Raw genomic sequence first — 18,083 nt, 5'->3', positions numbered from 1 at the left:
AATCAAGGGGGGAGGTGGATACAAAATAGAAGGAATTAAAGCACCTAAACGTTGATGGGGTTAAGAAATTGGTAATTCTATCGGGTATTTTCAGATATCCAAAAAATAAAAAAAACTGCAAACGCAGTCGTATCATCGGATGTTTGTAGCGCCCTCGGAGGGAATCGAACCCCCAGTGCAAGAACCGGAATCTTGAGTGTTATCCATTACACCACGAGGGCACATATCAAATAAAAGGTCTTCCCAAAATTTGCATATTTTATTACTATTTTTCATATAATAATAAATATGCATTGTGTTGTAAATAATCTGTTTCGTCTATGAATATTAACGACTTTATCATTATACACAGGTCTTCATAACAATTCAACCATTTAGCAAGAAGAAAGTTATTCTATTATAGATGATTTGGGATTTGTGTATATTCAATAAATTGCCCTTACTTTATATTTGACCATTCTTGACTAATATGTGTATGATAAACATACAAGCTGAAACAATTTCCGTTTCGGTACGTAGAAATATAAAGAAAATCAATTATTGGTTTAAGGAGGACGTAATAATGAATTTAGTTCCTACAGTTATTGAGCAAACAAGTCGTGGTGAGCGTGCTTACGATATTTATTCTCGCCTATTAAAAGACCGAATTATATTACTTGGAAGCCCAATTGATGATAATGTAGCAAACTCTATTGTAGCACAATTGTTATTCTTAGCTGCAGAAGATCCAGAAAAAGATATTTCGTTATACATTAACTCACCAGGTGGTTCAATTACTGCTGGTATGGCAATCTACGATACAATGCAATATATTAAACCAGATGTACAAACAATTTGTATCGGTATGGCAGCTTCCATGGGTGCTTTCCTCCTATCTGCAGGTGCAAAAGGAAAACGTTATGCATTGCCTAACGCAGAAGTGATGATTCACCAACCACTTGGCGGTGCTCAAGGGCAAGCTACTGAAATTGAAATTGCAGCTAAGCGCATTCTATTCTTACGTGATAAATTAAATAGACTATTGGCTGATCATACTGGTCAACCAATTGAAAAAATTGCGCAAGATACAGACCGTGATAACTTCATGACAGCTGAACAAGCTAAAGAATACGGTTTAATTGACCACATTATTTCTTCAAGTGAGGAAAAATAATCACGAAAATAAAAATTATCACCCAATAATTATTGGGTGATAATTTTTTATTTTGTCGATTTTCTTTCGCTGGATTCCAAGGCCAAACTCGAGGCCCTCGCCCTTTTTCAACCCTAGGTTTTGTCACTAATAAATTGCGACAAAACATATGCGACAAGTTTACTTGCCGTCTTTACTCAAATCGACATATCAAATATTCATCATAATTTATACTAATATATCGTTTCGTTCAAAAAACCCTATTCTTTGTTATATTCCCCACTTGAAAATTTGTTTGAATAATTAAAAATAAAAAAACTCACAATTCTCGAAATGATTCGAAAAATTGCGAGCGTTTTCAATTTTTTCATAAATCAAACTTCTTTTTGGATGAAGGAAGATAATCCTTCAATTGCCTCATTTTCATCATTACCCTCAGCGATTAATTTTACTGTTGTACCTCTTGCAATGGCTAAGCTCATGATTCCCATTATAGATTTTGCATTTACTTTTTTATCATCTTTTTGCAGAAAAATATCTGCCTTATAACGATTCGCCTCTTGAACAAACAACGCCGCTTGTCGAGCTTGCAAGCCGGTCTTCAGTTTAACCTCCACTGTGGTTTCAACCATTTTCATTTTCACACCCTTTCTAAAACCGTTCATCTCATTTTATATCTATCTTAACGAAATTATTTAAAAAGAACAATGCGAATTCAATTTTATTATTTTATTACATTTTCGCCACGGCGCAGCTTTTCGGCAATTTCATCAATCTTTCTTAAACGATGATTGATTCCTGACTTGCTGACTGTTCCCGTCGACACCATTTCTCCTAATTCTTTTAACGTGACATCTTGATGTTCGATGCGCAGCCTCGCCACTTCTCGCAATTTTTCTGGCAAATTATCGATACCAATTGTTTGATCAATAAATTTTATGTTTTCTACTTGTCTTAATGCTGCACCAATGGTTTTATTTAAGTTTGCTGTTTCGCAATTCACGATTCGATTTACGCTATTACGCATATCTCGTAAAATACGAACATCTTCAAACTTTAACATCGCTTGAAATGCGCCAGTTAAGCCAAGAAAATCTGAAATTTTTTCCGCTTCTTTTAAATAAGTAATGTGCCCTTTTTTACGATCAATGGTTTTCGCATTTAACTGAAATTCATTCATCAAATTGGCTAACGCTTCACTATGCTCTTTATACATTGAATAAATTTCTAAATGATACGATGACGTCTCTGGATTATTAACAGAACCACCAGCTAAAAAAGCCCCTCTTAAGTAGGCTCTTTTTTGCTCATCTGTTTTCAATAACGATTGGGAAATAGAATGATTTAATTGAAACTCTCCTTGTAAAATATCAAGGTCTTTTAATATTTCTTGCGCACCTTCACGAATTCGACAAATGTAAACATTATTTTTCTTTAATCTCATTTTTTTGCGAACCAGCAATTCTACATTATACGGATAAAGCTTTTTAATAATCGTATAAATTCTTCTAGCTATTGCAGCGTTTTCTGTTTGCACATCTAAACTAAGTTGTTTATTTGAAAAAGAGAGCGTCCCATTCATGCGGATCATTGCAGAGACTTCTGCTTTTAAACATTGATTGCTCTCTTCAATTTGAGTCAATTCTTTTTTCGTTTCTGAAGCAAATGACATCGAAGCCCCCCTCTCTTATGTAAATCGTTCATACTAATTTTTTATTTTTAATGAGTAATCGATTAACCATTCCGCAATCGCTTCACCTTCATGTCGCACAACGCCATTTTTAATTGTAGCGATATCTTTTTTAATTATTTCTAATCCGAGCTTTTCTAATTCTTCCACATCAACTTTAACAGGTTCAGCGTTTTGTTCTTTATAATTTGCTTTGATGAGGGATGGCAAATCATTGCTGTTCACTAAAATGGCATCTAAGAACGGTTTCCCGACATGCTCATATATTGCTTTGACATGATCAGCCGCTTTATATTGATTCGTTTCCCCTTGTTGTGTCATTAAATTGCAAATGTAAATTTTTCTAGCCTTCGATTTTACTACAGTTTCACCGATTTCTTTCACTATCAAATTCGGTATGATGCTTGTATAAAGACTCCCAGGACCGATTAGTATCAAATCTGCATTTTTGATTGCACTTATTGCTTCTGGAAGGGGCTTAACATCTTCTGGCACTAAAAAAACGCGCTTTATGCGTTTGTTGGATAAAGGAATTTTCGATTCACCCTTTATGATTTCTCCGTCCCATAATTCTGCATGTAAATTCACTTGTCTATTTGCGGATGGAATAACTTTTCCGTGAACTTTCAACACTTTACTCATCTCGGCAATGGCACTGGAAAAATCGCCAATGATGTCAGTCAATGCGGTAATCATTAAATTCCCTAATGAATGACCCCCAAGATCTTTTGAATTGGAAAAGCGATATTGAAACATCCGTTCCACTAAAGGCTCCGTATCAGATAAAGCGGCAATGACATTCCGAATGTCTCCAGGAGGCGGAATATCATAATCATCCCGAAGTCTTCCGGAAGAACCGCCATCATCCGTTACCGTGACAATGGCAGTAATATGAAATGGATAGAGTTTTAACCCGCGTAATACTGTTGATAAACCGGTCCCTCCTCCAATGACAACGATATTGATTTTTTCCATTAAAACAATCCTCTCTAAGATCGAATATCACGGTGTGTTATTTCAGTTTGATATTTTTCACTTAAATATTTTCCAAAATATTCAGTTAATGTTACAGAGCGATGTTGACCGCCTGTACATCCAAAGGCAATCACCAATTGCGATTTTCCTTCTTTAACATATTGAGGAATAATAAAATCAAATAAGTTTTCTAATTTTTGAATTAATAGTTGTGTTTCCTTTGTGCTATAAACGTAATCATAGACTTCTTTATCCAACCCTGTTTTATTGCGCAATTCCTCAACATAATAAGGGTTTTTTAAGAATCTTACATCGAATACTAAGTCCGCATCAATAGGAATTCCATTTTTATAGCCAAAAGACATCACATTGATTGAAAACTTTGGACTCGTTGATACGGCGAATTCCTCTCCAATTCGCTCACGAAGCTCTCGTGGTTTCATATTGGAGGTATTGTAAATATAATGAGCCCTGCCTTTTAGCTCTGATAGCATTGCTCTTTCTTTTTTTATTCCATCTAGAGGTAATCCTCCATGTGCTAACGGATGTTGGCGTCTCGTTTCTTTATATCGACGAACGAGCGTTTCATCATCTGCGTCTAAAAATAAAACTCGCATCTTTACATTTTTCTCTTTTTCTAAAATATCAAGTGCATCAATGAGAGAGTTGAAAAATTCTCCCCCTCGCATATCCATTACTGCTGCAACTTTTGAAATTCTTTTTTTCGACTGTTTCATCAATCTTAAAAAAGTTGTTAACAATTCTGGAGGTAAATTATCTATACAGTAATACCCTAGATCTTCAAAACTTTGAACAGCTACTGTTTTGCCTGCACCGGACATGCCAGTAATGATGACTAATTCATGTTCATGATCGATTTCACCCATTTTTTTCATCCCCTTCGATTAGCTCCATCGAAGTTTGATATTTCGCCTCGATTAATTCATAATCTTTTGTATATACACACGTACCGTATTGAATCCCTTGTTTTAGCGCTGCAAATAATAAATTTTTTCGATCCCCTTCCGCCATTGGGAGGTGGTAAAGATCTTCAATTGGACGCCACTCTAAAATTCCCTCTCGATTTTCTTTATCTGGAATTCCTTCAACACCAGTCGCTACAAATGTAAATAGCATCCATTCATCAATTACTTCATCATTTTCTTTAATAACAATTGTATTGACACCTTTTAAATGGGCATTTTTAGGAGTAACATTCGTCTCCTCTCGAAATTCCCTTACTGCTGCTTCAACAATGGATTCACCGCTTTCCATTTTCCCGCCTGGTGCGACATACCAACCTCTTCTCGGTTTTTTAAGAAGCAGAACTTGTCCATCTTGTATTGCTAATAAATTTGCAATTCTTTGCATAAACGACACCTCGAATCTTTGTTACTCCTACTACTGTTATTATACCGCGACTCTTTTCGTTCGGTACAAAAAATGCTATGGAAACAATCTATTATTTTAATTTATGATTGGAAGGCGTTCCGTAGAATATTCAAAAAAAAAGTTGTTCCCAAAATGGAAACAACAAAATATATAAATCTAAAAGGGGGGTTAAATTCTAATTTTATTATACCCCTTATCAATGGTAATAAAAGTTACAATATAGTTAATTTCTTATTACCTTTTGTTCACTAATTTTTCTTTTAGTTCTTCAACGTAATGTTGTGCAGACTGGGCTGCAATACTTCCGTCACCCGTTGCTGTAACAATTTGTCGCAACATTTTATCACGTACGTCTCCTGCTGCAAAAATACCTTTTACAGATGTTTCCATTTTTTCGTTTGTCATAATATAACCATCATCGTTTAAAATACCTAAATTTTTAAACGGAGCAGTTAATGGTACCATACCGATATAAACAAAGACACCATCACATGGAACTTCCCTTTCAGAACCATCTACTGTTGAAACAAGCGTTACACTGCCAACTTTTCCGTCTTTCTCGTTAATTTCTTTCACTGTGTGGTTCCAAATGAAGTCAACTTTTTCATTAGCGAAAGCACGGTCTTGTAAAATTTTCTGTGCACGTAATTTATCGCGGCGGTGCACGATTGTAACTTTTTCAGCAAATCGAGTTAAATATACTCCTTCTTCAACTGCTGAGTCTCCACCACCGACAACAATTAAATTCTTTCCTTTAAAGAAAGCTCCGTCACATACTGCACAATAACTTACACCACGGCCTCCTAGTTCGCTTTCACCAGGAACTCCTAATTTTTTATATTCAGCACCCGTTGCGATGATGATGGAACGAGCTTTATACTCTTTTGATCCTGCTTTGATGATTTTATATTCCTCGCCATCAATGATTTCTGTTACATCGCCATAAGCATATTCCGCACCGAATTTTTTCGCATGTTCAAACATTTTTGTTGATAATTCTGGTCCTAAAATGGATTCAAATCCTGGATAGTTTTCCACTTCTTCCGTATTTGCCATTTGTCCGCCAGGAATTCCACGTTCTAACATTAAAGTTGAAAGGTTTGCACGTGAAGTATATACCGCTGCAGTCATCCCTGCTGGACCTGCCCCGATAATGATGCAATCATAAATTTTTTCTTCAGCCATTTTTAATTCCTCCTAATTACTTCTAATGTAGTCTAATAAATTAGGAACTTCAAATAGTTTGCTTATTCCTCGTCAAAAGGTAGAAATTTTAGTAATTGGTCAACATACTTCGTTAATGTAGAAACAGTAATTTCGTGTTTTTCCGCAAATTGTTTTTTCGTCACTCGATTTGACTTAACCGTTGAAAAATACATATATTCCACTGCAGCAGCAAGAGCTTTTACATTTTTAAATTCATAGCCATTCAAAAAGGCTTTTTCAGATAGGACAAACCACATTTGATATAAGTACTGTAATTCAAGTGTTAATGCTTCCGTTTTATTATAAAGTTCTTCCGCCACCCCAATTAAACGAGTGAAATTTCTTTCCATTTTGTTTTTAAGATTAAATTGATGATTAAGTGCATAAGCTAAACAAAGTTTTTCTAATCCGTTGTATTTTGAGAGATCTATTAATTTCGGATGAGAAATAATTTCCTGTTTAAATGCCGATTTACTGAGCAGGAAAAAGCCAAACATTCGATGTGCCGGATAATCGCTATTAATTTTCTTAATAATGTATTCTCGATTTTGATCAAGCGTTGGAATTTCCGTGATTTCTTTATTTTTAATGTGTTTCCACGGCTCCATTCCCTTTTTCGATGGATCAATACGAATTAACATTTCCCAAGCTTTTTCTGCTTCCTTCACATGATTGGAAAAATAAGCCGCTTGACTTAACCAAAAATAAAAACCTGAATCACTTGGTGCCATTCGTTTCGACATGCTGTGAAGCCATTTGTAGGCTAAATCATATTCCCCAATCAATGCTAATGTTGCACCAAGTTTATATCGATTATCAAAATCAAATGGATGCACTTTTTTTAATATGTCCACTAATTGTTTCAGATATGACTCGTCTTTTTCATAATATGCAATGATGGTTAAATTACATAATGCATGCAAATTCCCAACATTTTCTCGAAGAACATGATGTAAAATTGCTTTTGATTGTTCCAAATCTCCTACATAAAAATATGCAAGAGATAAATTGTTATAAGCAGCCCAAAGCTCAGGATATTGATCAACAAGCTCTTCTAACACTTCAATCGCTTCATTAAATTGGCTATTTTCCATTAATCGACGAGCTTTTTCTTGCTGAATGAATTGATCGTATGAATCTTCTTCCAAATCCTCCAATTCATTTTGTTCAAAATAAGCGAAATCGATTATTTCCTTAGCTTCCAATGCATAATAACCATCAGGATCAAGTTCTAAATATTTTTCAGCATATTTTTTTGCATCATTCATTAAACCTAAATAACTGGACACTTCCGCTAAATAATAAATATGTTCCGGTTCATCTGGTTCGATGCAATATGCAGTATGAATTAATTCATAAGCCTTTTCAAAATTTTGGGCGCTTAATTCTAATAGGCCATAATGCATTAATACATGAGCATCATCCGGACTCAATTCTGCAGCTCTTTTCATATATTTATAAGCTCGATCCATTTGGTCCTTTTCCAACGCTTTTATTGCTTTATTGAAATAATATTCACCATCTGGAATAAACGAGACAATGTTGTTTTTACCTTTCTGTTGCTTCTTTTCCAAAATGAACCTCCGAGACAATAAATAAGGAACGTTTTAAAAACGTCCCTTTTCTAATCTATTTTATTATATCACATTTCCAACCTACGTCATGGCAAATGCTTTAAAAGAATAAAGAATGATGAAATTATTTTGTAATTTTTGTGCTCGCTCTCTTTTGTTGATGGCGTTCTACCAACACTTCTAGCACATCGTACACGCTAATTTTTTGTTCCTGTAATAATACAAGTAGATGATAAATCAAATCAGCTGCTTCCCATTTCACTTCTTCCGGATTTCGATTTTTCGCACCAATCACTACTTCTGTTGCTTCTTCACCAACTTTTTTACAGATTTTGTCGATGCCTTCATTGAATAAATAAGTAGTATAAGCTCCTTCTGGCATCTCTTTTTCGCGTTTCTCAATGATTTCTACTAATTCTGGGATAATACCAACGCTTCCAACTTTCCCTTTCTCCACAACTATTTCTGTGAAGCAGGAAGTTGTTCCATTATGACAAGCAGGGCCAGCAGGGATGACTTCAACAACTAGCGCATCTTGGTCGCAATCAGTTGTTATTGAAACAACCTTCTGCGTATTTCCGCTCGTTTCTCCTTTATGCCAAAGTTCATTACGAGAACGTGAAAAAAACCATGTTTCCCCAGTTTCCACCGTTTTATGTAGCGATTCTAAATTCATATAAGCGACTGTTAATATTTCTTTCGTACGTGCATCTTGTACAACAGTAGGGATTAGACCCTTTTCATCAAATTTTAAATTTTCGATTTCCATCATCTGACACAAACTCCTTTTTCGCGCAAATAGGCTTTTACTTCTGCCACGCTTGTTTCTTTATAGTGGAAAATTGATGCTGCAAGGGCTGCGTCAGCATCAGCATCTTGTAATACTTCTCGGAAATGCTCCTTATTGCCTGCACCACCGCTTGCGATAACCGGCACAGTCACCGCATCACGAATTGCTTTCGTTAACGCTAAATCAAATCCTGTTTTTTCGCCATCTCTATTCATACTTGTTAATAAAATTTCTCCTGCTCCAAGTTCCACCGCTTTTTTTGCCCATTCAACAGCAGTCCAATTCGTTTTATTTCGTCCACCATGGGTATAAACCATCCAAGTACCGTCTTCTTCAGAATAACGTGCATCAATAGCGACAACAATGCATTGCGAACCAAAATAATCTGCACCTTCTCTAATTAATTCTGGTCTTTCGATTGCTGATGTGTTGACTGATACCTTATCCGCTCCAGCTCGTAAAATTCGTTTCATATCCTCTAACGTGCGAATTCCGCCTCCCACCGTAAAGGGAATCGCAAGTTCTGTAGCCGTTTTTTTCACAACTTCAACCATCGTTTGTCTGCCTTCGAAAGAGGCTGATATATCTAAAAACACAAGTTCATCTGCACCTTGTTCATCATAATACTTTGCCAGTTCTACCGGATCTCCTGCATCCCGCAGACCTACAAATTGTATACCCTTTACGACTCTTCCATCTTTTACATCTAAACAAGGTATGATCCGTTTTGTTAACATCTAATTCACCCCTTGCAGCCACTTTTTCAGTAAATAAACGCCGAATTCTCCTGACTTTTCAGGATGGAACTGCATACCGCAAACATTGCCACTTTGAACAATGCCGGGAACATTCACACCAAAATAGTCGGCAAATGCCACCACTTGAGAGGAGGTAGTATTTGCATAATAAGAGTGAACAAAATAGACATGTTTGTCCTCTGGCATTTCTTCCCCCTCCAACCATTTTGGAATAGTGTGGAATATCAATGAGTTCCATCCCATATGAGGAACTCGGTATTTTTCTCCCTGCTCAGAAATTCCAGAAAAACGAACGATTTTTCCTTCAAAAAATCCGAAACCTTTTGTCGGAGCAACTTCTTCACTTTCTTCAAATAACAGCTGCATTCCTAAACAAATGCCAAGAAGTGGTTTACTGTTCTTTACTTCATTTCGAATAAACTGATCAAGCCCAGTTTCTTTTAGTTTCTTCATTGCATCAGGAAAAGCGCCGACTCCGGGCAATATGAGAGCATCTGCTTCACTTAACTCCTCTGTTCTGGATGAAAGAATTACTTCTGCATCTAATTTGTTTAACGCTTGTACAACGCTAAATAAATTTCCCATGCCATAATCGATTACACCAATTTTCATGTAAGTAGTCCTTTCGTTGAAGGTACTCCTTTAACTCGTGGATCGATTTGAACAGCGTCATCAATCGCGCGAGCAAGGGCTTTAAAAATCGCTTCTATAATATGATGTGTGTTATGTCCATAAGGAACGATTACATGGACATTCATTCTTGCTTCTAAAGCAAACTTCCATAAAAATTCATGCACTAATTCCGTATCGAATGTTCCTACTTTTTCCTTCAATTCAGGAGCAACACGATATTCTAAGTGAGGACGATTAGAGCAGTCTACAACCACTTGTGCCAATGCATCATCCATTGGTACGAAAGCATTTCCGTATCGGCGAATACCTCGTTTATCACCTAACGCTTCTCGAACTGCTTGTCCTAAAACGATTCCGAGATCTTCTGTTGTATGATGATCATCAATATGAGTATCACCGTTTGCAACAATCTTTCCATCAAACAATCCATGCTTCATAAACAAATCGAGCATGTGATCCATAAAAGGAACACCTGTATCAACTTCTGCTTTTCCTTCTCCATCTAAATAAAATTCTATTTTGATTTGCGTTTCTTTCGTTGTTCGTTCGATTTGAGCAAATCGTTTCTTTGTTTGTGCCATTTAGTTTTCACCTTTCTTCCAACCTCTCGATTCTACAGCTCTTGCGTGAGCTTCTAAACCTTCCATGCGGGCAAGTCTTGCAATTTTTTGCACATTCTCTTTCCATGTTTGTTCTGTATAATAAACAATGTTTGTCTTTTTAATAAAATCATCTACATTTAATCCGCTAGCAAAGCGCGCTGTGCTATTTGTCGGCAATACGTGGTTCGGACCAGCAAAGTAATCCCCGACCGGCTCAGAGCTGTAACGGCCGATAAAGATTGCACCCGCGTGGCGGATACCCTCACTCACTTTTTCCGCATTTTCAGTCACAATTTCTAAGTGTTCAGGTGCAAGCGTATTTACTGCTTCCACTGCCTGATCCATATTTTCTGCAATATAAATATGTCCAAAGTTTTCAATAGAAGCTCTTGCAATTTCTTCTCTCGGAAGTTGTTTTAATTGATTTTCCACCTGTTCGCTCACAGCTTGTGCCAACTTTTCGCTCGTTGTAATTAAAATTGCGCATGCCTGTTTGTCATGTTCCGCTTGGCTTAATAAATCTGCTGCTATTTCATCTGGATAAGCCGAATCATCTGCGATTATACAAATTTCACTTGGTCCAGCAATCATATCAATCGCTACTTCACCAAATACTTCTCTTTTTGCTAATGCAACAAAAATGTTCCCTGGCCCTGTAATTTTATCGACAGGAGCAATTGATTCCGTTCCATAGGCCAACGCTGCAATCGCTTGGGCACCGCCAATTTTATAAATTTCATTCACGCCCAGAATGTTAGCTGAAACAAGAACTGCAGGGGGAAGTTTACCATCCTTTCCACAAGGAGAAGTAATGACGATGCGTTTTACCCCTGCAACTTGAGCAGGAATAACATTCATCAATACAGAGGAAGGATAAGCAGCAGACCCACCTGGCACGTATAATCCTACCGAATCTAGTGGAACAATCCGTTGAGCAAGGTACGATCCGTCAGTTAACGGCAATGTATACCCATTTCTTTTTTGCGCTTCGTGATAATTGCGAATATTGTTTGCCGCTTCTTCTAAGTCCTGCTTTAATAGGGGGTCAAAATGTCGAAGCGCCTCATTGATTTCTTCTTCTGTCACTCGGAAATCAGAAAGAACAATTCCATCCCACATTTCCGTATATTTACGAACAGCTTGATCGCCGTTTTCACGAACATCTGCCAACACTTGACGTACCGTTTTTAGCTGCTCTTCATTTCCGCTCTCAAGTTCTCTTTTTAACGAAATGTTTTTAGATAACTTAGAAATTTTCATGTTGTTTGACCTTCCCTCTATTTCACAATTTTCTTCAATCGGGATACAATTTCTTGAATTCGTGCATTTTTCATTCTGTAGCTTACTGGGTTTGCAATTAAACGAGAAGACACATCGGCAATGTGTTCATATTCCACTAGACCATTTTCCTTTAATGTTCTTCCCGTTGAAACAATATCCACAATGCGATCAGCAAGACCAATCATCGGCGCAAGTTCAATAGACCCGTTCAATTCAATGATTTCCACTTGCTCACCAATGCCCTTATAATAATTCATTGCGATATTTGGATATTTCGTTGCTATGCGAGGTGCAATTTCATCCATTTCTGTATTTGGCAAGCCTGCTGATGCGATATGACATTTACTAATTTTTAAATCCAATAGTTCATGCACATTTCTTTGCTGTTCTAATAATACGTCCTTGCCTGCAATTCCAATATCTGCAACGCCATGTTCCACATAAACGGGAACATCCATTGGTTTTGCTAAAATAAATCGAATGTTCTCTTCTGGAATTTCAATCATCAGCTTCCGTGACATTTCCACTTCTTCCGGCAATTGAAATCCAGCATCTATTAACATTTGAAACGCTTCTTCAAAAATGCGTCCTTTCGGCATAGCAATCGTTAATTCACTATTCATTGTTCTTCCCCCTGGCTCAATTCAACGACCCGACTAAACAATTTTGTAAATGCATCTTTATTAATCAATCCTTCTTTCGCTTGTACCGTTACACGAGCACCTTGTTGTCTTAACGTATTTGCAAGTTCTAACGCCCTATTAAATTCCTCATCTTCAAATAGGATGCAAACAGTCTCTTCAACCATTTCTTCTTTAGGCAATACCTCAAGAAGTCGATCGATGCGAATGCCAAAACCTGTTGCTCCTACATCACTACCGAACAAATTTAATAAACCATCATAACGTCCACCATTTCCAAGTGGGAAACCACTTCCTGATGCGAAAATCTCAAATAACATGCCAGTATAATAATTCATGTGGCTAGATAGTGTAAAATCGAAAGAAACATATTGCGAAAGACTGCATGCTTCAATTAATTTAGCAAGTTGTTTCATATATTCTACACCATCGTTTTTCCTTACATATTTTTCCATATCTTCGATGGCAGCTAAGTTTGTTGCTTCATTAATAAATTCGAGCAATGCATTTGCTTTTGTTACAGGCAAATCAAATTCATGCACCGCTTCTTCAAATCCCACATAGTTACGCTCAACAAGCAATCTTTGTAAAGTTTCCCGTTGATAATCGTGGTCTGTATAATCATTTAAAATATCATGCAGTACACCTGCATGCCCAATGGTTAATTTGAATGATTCAATTCCAAACTCTTTCATCAATTCGATTACTATGATCAGTACTTCCGCATCAGCGTAAACCGATTTATCTCCGATAATTTCAATGCCCATCTGACCAAATTCAGCTGGTCTTCCACCTTCCATTTGTTGCGCACGGAAAACATTTGCCGAATAAGCTAGTCGGAGTGGGATTTTTTCTTTTAATAATTTAGATGTCGCAACCCTTGTAATGGGGGTCGTCATATCGGGACGCAAGACAAGGGTATTTCCTTGGCTATCCACCAATTTAAATAGGGATGCGTCAGAAATAGCTGATGCTTTTCCAACAGTATCGTAATATTCTAAAGTTGGTGTCTCAATAAAATCAAACCCACGTGAACGTAAAAATTGCCGACCTATTTGCCTTGTTCTTTCGATCTTTTCATATATAGGCGGGAATGTATCTTTCATTCCTAGAGGTTTTTCAAACTTTTTGATTGATGACATATTCACACATCCTGTTATTTATACTTTAACATATTAGAGTGTTAGATAATTAGAGAATTAGTATATGAAAGCATTTTATCGAACTTTTAAAGATTCGTCAATTCAAAATTGGTGGTAATAGGAAATTATATATTTTCTAAACTGTTGCTACTATTCAGATAATTTAAGCAATATTGCTTCTTATTTTTATAAAAAAAGATGCCTAGAAAGATTCATCTTTCTAAACATCCTCTTTCCCACTCGCCTGTTTTTTTCTTCTCCGTTCCGCCATTTCTTCAGCTGTGAAAATGATGCGCATGGGATTTCCACCGACCATCGCCCCAGCTGGAACATCTTTATTCACTAATGTAGCAGCCGAAACGATTGCTCCATCGCCAATTTCGACACCAGGTAAGATGGTGGAATTCGCTCCCACCATCACTTCATTTCCTATTTTCACATCGCCTAATCGATATTCATCAATTAAATATTCATGAGCTAAAATCGTTGTATTATATCCAATAATCGTATTATCACCAATTGAAATACGCTCTGGAAACATCGTGTCAGGCATTACCATTAGCGCAAGAGAAGTTCTCTTTCCGATTTTCATTTTCAAAAAGGTGCGATAAATCCAATTTTTTAATCCCATAAACGGAGTAATTCGACCAATTTGAATAAAGATAAAACATTTTACAACCTTCCAAAAAGAAACGGTTTTATATACATGCCATAAAGAGTTGGCGCCTCCTTGAACTTTGTATGTTTCAGTTCTCCGCATATTACAACCCCTTCACGATTGTTAGTAAATCGGAAATATGATGCAGCATATAATCCGGTTGGAATTGTCGTAAATATTCTTCTCCTTTAATTGACCAAGCAACTCCAGCTGTTTTTATACCTGCATTTTTTCCTGCTAAAATATCGTGATAATTATCCCCAATCATCAAAGCTTTCTCTTTTGGCATTTTCAAACGCTCTAATGCTAGTAAAACAGGTTCCGGATCTGGTTTTACTTTCGTAACATCTTCTAAACCTATCCAGAAATCAAAGTAATGTTCTGCTTTCATGAATTGAAGTCCTCGTTCGATCGTATCCCTTTTTTTCGTTGAGACAATTGCTAATTTATGCCCTTGCTTTTTTAATTCTTCTAAAGTTTCATTGACACCATCGAACTCTTTCACATAATGATCATGATAAGCATGATTCCATTGGCGATATTTTGCAATCATTTCATCGACTTCATTTGGCGCAATTTGTTCAAAAGTCTCTTTTAATGACGGACCAATGAAGTTGATGCAATCTTGTGGCGAATATTGCCCAGGAAATTTGTCGTTTAATACATGCATAAATGTTTGGATAATTAATTCATTTGTATTTAATAACGTTCCATCAAAGTCAAATAATAAGGCTTTCATTCTTACTGGACCACTTCCCTATTTAATGCCTTTAGTTCTGTTCTATTCCAAATAAATGCAACAATAATCGTCAGTACAAATGCTGTAATTACTCGTATAATTAATAAAGGTAAAATCGGAATTCCTAAAGGCGCAAAAATAAGCGTATCCTCAATCACCGCGTGACATGCAACTAAAAAGATAAAGCATAATGTAGCATCTTTTTTACTCACACCATCTTCTTGTACTGATTGAATCATCACACCTGCTCCATAGGCTAAACCAATTACTAATCCAGCAACTAATGTCATCGCTGCATTTGGTTTTACTCCAATTACTTTCGTCAATGGAGCCAGTAAATTTGATAATTTATCTAAGAAATGATAGTCACGTAAATATTGCACGACAATCATTAAAGGAATGACAATAATTAATAATTGCAAAATCCCTAAACTCGCTTTTTGGAGTCCAAGTAATAATATTTCTCCCCAACCGTCCGGATTAGGATTTTGTGCAGGAACTAAGCCATACTTTGCAATTTCTCCTCCACCGTTCCAAAGAAATCGAATCACTAAAGCAGATAAAATCGCTAAACCAAATCTAACAGTAAGAATTACCCATAGTTTTACTCCTACCTTTAATGCAACACCTGTTTCAATGAAAATGTTGTGGGAGAAAGATAGCATAACTGCAAGAATAAACACTTCTTTGACAGTCAACTCAACTGAAAGTATTCCAGCAATCCCTGCATATAAATTTAAAAAGTTCCCTAGCACAAGGGGAATAGCGGCTTCACCACTTAATCCTAGAATTCCCATGAATGGTTCAATCAAGTCAATGAGCCAAGGTAATATTGGTGTAAATTGTAAAATTGTCACAATAAACGTAATTGGAAAAATAACTTTACTTAAAGACCAGGCTGTTTTACCGCCTGCAATGAACCCCTTTTTCAACGTTGACATTCTCATTTTTCCTTTCTATCTATTCATCAAGATATCGAACAACAGGACGAACTTTCCATCTGCGATAAAAAATGCTGGCAAATCCGACGATGATTAACGTCACTGAAACGACTTGGGCTGAACGTAAATCTCCAATTAAATACAAGCTATCTGTTCTCATCGCTTCAATAAAGAATCGTCCTATTGAATACCAAATTAAATAAGAGAAGAAAATTTCCCCTCGTTGTAAATTGGCTTTTCTAAATAGCAATAAAATAATTAAGCCCACTAAATTCCATAATGATTCATATAAAAAAGTTGGATGAACATATGTCCCTAAATCATGAATGTACATTTGCTCAATAATCCAATCTGGCAAAAATAAACTTTCTAAAAATTCACGGGAAACGGGGCCGCCATATGCTTCTTGATTCATGAAATTTCCCCAACGACCAATGATTTGGCCAATTAATATACTTGGAGCAGCAATATCCGCAACTTTTAAAAAGCTTACTTTTTTCACACGACAGAAAACATATGCAGTCGTAATTGCCCCAATCAATGCTCCGTGTATAGCAATACCACCGTTCCAAATCTCAATAATTTTCTCTGGATTAGCACCATAATAATCCCATTTCATGATGACATAATATAGGCGGGCACAAAGTATGGAAATCGGCACTGCCCAAAGCAACAAATCTCCAAAGAAATCTTCAGGCAATCCACGTTTTTTTCCTTCCGCTTGTGCGACAAAATAAGCAATGATGATACCAGTAACGATGATAATACCATACCATCGCACAGATAATGGACCTATGCTAAAGGCAACCGGATCGATTGCTAACAAAATATTATCCATATGAACTCCTTTCAAATTTAAAATCATCTTTCAATAATTAATATTCATCAATCTCATCATGCATTGCAATAACTTCGTCTAATCTTCTTGAGAATTCCAATGCAGGATTGATGCCAATCCTTTTTAAACGATAATTCATTGCTGCTACTTCAATAATAACGGAAACATTTCGTCCAGGGCGAACCGGAATCGTTAATTTTGTAATTTCCGTATCAATGATTTTCATTTTTTCTTCATCTAGCCCTAATCGATCGTAAGTTTTATTTGGATCCCAAGTTTCCAACTCCACGATTAATGTAATGCGTTTATATGGTCGAACTGCACTTGCACCAAATAAAGTCATAATATTGATAATGCCGATTCCGCGAATTTCTAATAAATGCTCTAGTAAAGGTGGGGGACTCCCAATCAATATATCTTCGGCTTCTTGTCGAATTTCTACACAATCATCCGCTACGAGTCGATGTCCTTTCTTAATTAATTCTAAAGCTGTCTCACTTTTCCCTACTCCACTTTTTCCAATAATTAAGACACCTATTCCATACACATCGACTAATACACCATGGATGGCTGTAGAAGGTGCTAATTTACTTTCTAAATAATTGGTAAGCCTACTTGAAAACCTTGTTGTTTTCATAGACGTAACTAATACTGGTACATTGTTTTCATTAGAAGCATCAATTAATTCTTGAGGAACATCCATATTTCTCGAAATAATAATTGCTGGTGTTTCCTGCGAACATAGTTTCATCATCCGCTCTTGCCTTAATTCCGGAGGGAGCATTTCAAAGAATGATAATTCCGTTCTTCCAATAAGTTGCACACGATTCGCAGGATAATGGGTAAAATAACCTGCCATTTCTAAGCCTGGTCTAGAAATATCGCTCGTTGTGATATGGCGACCAATCCCTTCATGACCACTTACAAGGGTTAATTTAAATTTCTCCATTACATCTTTTGTTGTTACTTGTGCCATTCTTCTCTCCCACCTTTTTTCACATATGTATTTATTTTAGCATTATAGTATACTTATCCAAAATAAAAAAGGAGACGTGCTCATAACGTCTCCCAAGACTCACTAATGTAAACGC

20 protein-coding genes and 1 tRNA gene are annotated in these 18,083 nt (G+C 36.5%); 1 reads left to right on the top strand and 20 read right to left on the bottom strand.

Annotated features, from left to right (window positions below):
- Positions 1 to 149: 149 nt before the first annotated feature.
- Positions 150 to 221 (bottom strand) — tRNA-Arg (locus tag NSU17_RS12170).
- Positions 222 to 562: 341 nt separating this feature from the next.
- Between NSU17_RS12170 and clpP the strand changes: the two genes are divergently transcribed.
- Complete coding sequence (gene clpP / locus NSU17_RS12165) at positions 563 to 1,153, top strand: ATP-dependent Clp endopeptidase proteolytic subunit ClpP (RefSeq protein WP_016838692.1); 591 nt, start codon at positions 563 to 565, stop codon at positions 1,151 to 1,153.
- A 353-nt stretch (positions 1,154 to 1,506) separates the two neighbouring features.
- On the opposite strand, the gene NSU17_RS12160 is transcribed toward clpP, so the two are convergent.
- From NSU17_RS12160 to hprK, 19 genes are all read right to left on the bottom strand, one after another.
- Positions 1,507 to 1,764: an HPr family phosphocarrier protein gene (locus tag NSU17_RS12160; RefSeq protein WP_026019099.1), complete on the bottom strand. Its 258-nt coding sequence runs from the start codon at positions 1,762 to 1,764 to the stop codon at positions 1,507 to 1,509.
- Positions 1,765 to 1,856: 92 nt separating this feature from the next.
- Positions 1,857 to 2,804 (bottom strand): DNA-binding protein WhiA, encoded by a 948-nt coding sequence (gene whiA / locus NSU17_RS12155; RefSeq protein WP_340705122.1) that lies wholly within the window; start codon positions 2,802 to 2,804, stop codon positions 1,857 to 1,859.
- Between the two features lie 33 nt (positions 2,805 to 2,837).
- Positions 2,838 to 3,797, bottom strand: a complete 960-nt coding sequence (locus NSU17_RS12150) for a gluconeogenesis factor YvcK family protein (protein WP_340705121.1) — start codon at positions 3,795 to 3,797, stop codon at positions 2,838 to 2,840.
- A gap of 14 nt (positions 3,798 to 3,811) precedes the next feature.
- Positions 3,812 to 4,684 carry an RNase adapter RapZ gene (rapZ, locus tag NSU17_RS12145; RefSeq protein ID WP_096551879.1) on the bottom strand — a complete coding sequence of 291 codons (873 nt, stop codon included), beginning with the start codon at positions 4,682 to 4,684 and terminating at the stop codon, positions 3,812 to 3,814.
- Positions 4,677 to 5,168, bottom strand: coding sequence for an NUDIX hydrolase (locus NSU17_RS12140; protein WP_016838699.1), 492 nt, complete (start codon positions 5,166 to 5,168; stop codon positions 4,677 to 4,679). Before NSU17_RS12140 ends, rapZ begins: the two co-directional genes overlap by 8 nt.
- A gap of 255 nt (positions 5,169 to 5,423) precedes the next feature.
- Positions 5,424 to 6,374 (bottom strand): thioredoxin-disulfide reductase, encoded by a 951-nt coding sequence (gene trxB / locus NSU17_RS12135; protein WP_340435624.1) that lies wholly within the window; start codon positions 6,372 to 6,374, stop codon positions 5,424 to 5,426.
- A gap of 62 nt (positions 6,375 to 6,436) precedes the next feature.
- Positions 6,437 to 7,969, bottom strand: a complete 1,533-nt coding sequence (locus NSU17_RS12130) for a tetratricopeptide repeat protein (protein ID WP_340435626.1) — start codon at positions 7,967 to 7,969, stop codon at positions 6,437 to 6,439.
- 124 nt (positions 7,970 to 8,093) lie between these two features.
- Positions 8,094 to 8,738, bottom strand: coding sequence for a bifunctional phosphoribosyl-AMP cyclohydrolase/phosphoribosyl-ATP diphosphatase HisIE (gene hisIE, locus NSU17_RS12125; RefSeq protein ID WP_340435637.1), 645 nt, complete (start codon positions 8,736 to 8,738; stop codon positions 8,094 to 8,096).
- Positions 8,738 to 9,496: an imidazole glycerol phosphate synthase subunit HisF gene (hisF, locus tag NSU17_RS12120; protein ID WP_096551886.1), complete on the bottom strand. Its 759-nt coding sequence runs from the start codon at positions 9,494 to 9,496 to the stop codon at positions 8,738 to 8,740. Before hisF ends, hisIE begins: the two co-directional genes overlap by 1 nt.
- Positions 9,497 to 10,129 carry an imidazole glycerol phosphate synthase subunit HisH gene (gene hisH / locus NSU17_RS12115; RefSeq protein WP_340435629.1) on the bottom strand — a complete coding sequence of 211 codons (633 nt, stop codon included), beginning with the start codon at positions 10,127 to 10,129 and terminating at the stop codon, positions 9,497 to 9,499.
- Positions 10,126 to 10,731: an imidazoleglycerol-phosphate dehydratase HisB gene (hisB, locus tag NSU17_RS12110; protein WP_096551890.1), complete on the bottom strand. Its 606-nt coding sequence runs from the start codon at positions 10,729 to 10,731 to the stop codon at positions 10,126 to 10,128. Before hisB ends, hisH begins: the two co-directional genes overlap by 4 nt.
- Entirely contained in the window at positions 10,732 to 12,012 is a 1,281-nt protein-coding gene (gene hisD, locus NSU17_RS12105; protein WP_340705120.1) for a histidinol dehydrogenase, read from the bottom strand.
- Positions 12,013 to 12,029: 17 nt separating this feature from the next.
- A complete protein-coding gene (gene hisG, locus NSU17_RS12100) occupies positions 12,030 to 12,656 on the bottom strand; it encodes an ATP phosphoribosyltransferase (protein ID WP_340705119.1) in 627 nt (208 codons plus the stop codon).
- Positions 12,653 to 13,816 (bottom strand): ATP phosphoribosyltransferase regulatory subunit, encoded by a 1,164-nt coding sequence (locus NSU17_RS12095; RefSeq protein ID WP_340705118.1) that lies wholly within the window; start codon positions 13,814 to 13,816, stop codon positions 12,653 to 12,655. The genes hisG and NSU17_RS12095 overlap by 4 nt, the downstream gene beginning before the upstream one ends.
- 220 nt (positions 13,817 to 14,036) lie before the next feature.
- Positions 14,037 to 14,576 (bottom strand): acyltransferase, encoded by a 540-nt coding sequence (locus NSU17_RS12090; protein WP_096551894.1) that lies wholly within the window; start codon positions 14,574 to 14,576, stop codon positions 14,037 to 14,039.
- A 1-nt stretch (position 14,577) separates the two neighbouring features.
- Entirely contained in the window at positions 14,578 to 15,213 is a 636-nt protein-coding gene (gene ppaX / locus NSU17_RS12085) for a pyrophosphatase PpaX (RefSeq protein WP_016838712.1), read from the bottom strand.
- 2 nt (positions 15,214 to 15,215) lie between these two features.
- A complete protein-coding gene (locus NSU17_RS12080) occupies positions 15,216 to 16,154 on the bottom strand; it encodes a nucleoside recognition domain-containing protein (RefSeq protein ID WP_016838713.1) in 939 nt (312 codons plus the stop codon).
- A gap of 19 nt (positions 16,155 to 16,173) precedes the next feature.
- A complete protein-coding gene (gene lgt / locus NSU17_RS12075) occupies positions 16,174 to 16,992 on the bottom strand; it encodes a prolipoprotein diacylglyceryl transferase (protein WP_340705117.1) in 819 nt (272 codons plus the stop codon).
- Between the two features lie 37 nt (positions 16,993 to 17,029).
- Positions 17,030 to 17,968, bottom strand: a complete 939-nt coding sequence (gene hprK, locus NSU17_RS12070; protein ID WP_016838715.1) for an HPr(Ser) kinase/phosphatase — start codon at positions 17,966 to 17,968, stop codon at positions 17,030 to 17,032.
- Between the last annotated feature and the right edge of the window lie 115 nt (positions 17,969 to 18,083).

Source organism: Ureibacillus sp. FSL K6-2830 (assembly GCF_038004145.1).
Classification (GTDB): Bacteria; Bacillota; Bacilli; order Bacillales_A; family Planococcaceae; genus Ureibacillus; species Ureibacillus thermosphaericus.
Note: the sequence above shows the minus strand (reverse complement) of the source record. Positions and strands in the feature narration are given on the sequence as shown.